The 1,363-nt window shown below is 69.0% G+C and carries 1 protein-coding gene; it reads right to left on the bottom strand.

The features are described from left to right. Window positions 1-55: 55 nt before the first annotated feature. Entirely contained in the window at window positions 56-1,246 is a 1,191-nt protein-coding gene (locus MNZ29_RS24045) for an IS256 family transposase (RefSeq protein ID WP_242341602.1), read from the bottom strand. Window positions 1,247-1,363: the final 117 nt, after the last annotated feature.

Here is a 1,363-nt window from a genome sequence, read left to right as displayed (position 1 = left end):
GGTCAAGTCCCGTCTTCTGTGTGAATGGAACTCCGCGTGAAGCTCCTCGGCTGAATCACGCCGCCTTGGCGGCGGCGACGTCCTTCGACTTCAGCATCGACAGGTCCAGATAGCGACGGTCGGTCCAGATGGCAGTCACGTTGAGTGCGACGGCGGTGACGAGGCGGAGAGCGCTGCCACGGTCCGGGAACGCCCCCACCGCGTTGGTGCGGCGCTTGATCTCGCCGTGGAGCCGCTCGAGGCCGTTGGTGGAGCGGATGCGGTGCCAGTGCGCCTTGGGGAACGCGTAGAACTTCGTGGCCGCCTCGAAGCCGTCGGTGAGGCACCCCATCGACTCGGGCAGATGGCGCCCGAGACCGGCGGCGAGCTCGGCCATCCGCCTGCGGGCGTCCGCCTTGGACGGCGCGATGAAAACCTGCCAGACGGCCTTGGCGAGCCGCGCCCTGAGCTTCTGGGGCGCCTTCGCGACGACGTTCCGCTGGAGGTGGACGCAGCACCGCTGCAGCGGCGCCTCCGGGAGATGATGGCGCACCGCCTTGGCCAGGCCGGCGTGGGCGTCGGCGATGACGAGCTGGACCCCCGAGAGGCCGCGCTCGTTGAGCTGAGCGAGCAGGTCGCTCCAGGATGCCTCCGACTCCTCGGCGCCGACGGTGATCGCCAGGAGCTGCCGGTGCCCGTCCAGGCCGACGCCGTAGGCCACCAGCGCCGAGACGTTCTCGACCTCGCGGGCCCAGCGGGCGTCGAGGAAGGTAGCATCGAGGAACAGGTACGGGATCGGGCCTTCGATGGGCGCCTTGCGCAGGTCCTCGACCTTGGTGCCCAGCGCCTTGGCCGCCCGGCTCACGGTCGACCGGCTCACGTGCTCGCCCATGAGCGCCTCCGTGATCTGGCCGATGTCCCGCGTCGAGGCGCCGTGCACGTAGGCGGTCACCATGGTGTCGTCGACCTCGGCGCTCCGGCGCTTGTACCTCCCGAACACCGCGCCGCCGGCGGAGCCGCCCTCGCGAGAGCGCGGCACCTTGAGGTCGACACCGCCCATCGACGTGATGAGCCGCCGCAGGTACGTGCCGTTCCGGCTGTCGACCCGCTGGGCCTGGCGCTCCCACTTCTTCGCGCCGACCAACGCCCGGATCTCCTCCTCCAGAACGACCTCCAGGGCGACCCGGATCGCGCCCTGGCAGAGCGTGCGCAGATCGGTGCGGAAGTTCTCTTGCGTCGGCAGTTCAAGCTCGGCAACCTCGTTCACTGGAAGCTCCTTGGACTCGCCGCCAAGCGAGGCCGTTGGTGTTTGGTCACCGAGGAGCTTCCACTTCCTTCTCAGCCTCCGCGAACTTCCGATTCACACATTCTTAGGGACACAACC

Origin of the sequence: Anaeromyxobacter sp. SG64 (assembly GCF_022690745.1) — a bacterium.
GTDB classification, from domain to species: Bacteria; Myxococcota; Myxococcia; order Myxococcales; family Anaeromyxobacteraceae; genus Anaeromyxobacter; species Anaeromyxobacter soli.
Note: the sequence above shows the minus strand (reverse complement) of the source record. Positions and strands in the feature narration are given on the sequence as shown.